At 45.3% G+C, this 234-nt stretch carries 1 pseudogene; it reads left to right on the top strand.

What is annotated here, in order from left to right:
* Window positions 1–234, top strand: a pseudogene (locus SB773_RS34785) (cystathionine beta-lyase); the annotation flags it as partial.

Below are 234 nucleotides of genomic sequence, written 5' to 3' on the forward strand. Positions count from 1 at the left end.
TTAAACTGGCTGGAAGACATGATTGGCTACATTGAGGAGAATATAAAAGTGGCTGAGGAATTCATCGCTGCTGAAATCCCTTCTTTGCATGTCATGCATCCGGATGCTTCTTACCTTCTATGGATTGACTGCCGTGATCTTGGATTGAATGACAAGGAAATTAAGGAACGGCTTATCCATCAAGGGAAGCTCGCATTGGAGCCTGGTTCAAAATATGGACCTGGCGGCGAAGGT

This window comes from Bacillus sp. SIMBA_074 (genome assembly GCF_046534555.1).
GTDB lineage: Bacteria > Bacillota > Bacilli > Bacillales > Bacillaceae_G > Bacillus_A > Bacillus_A mycoides.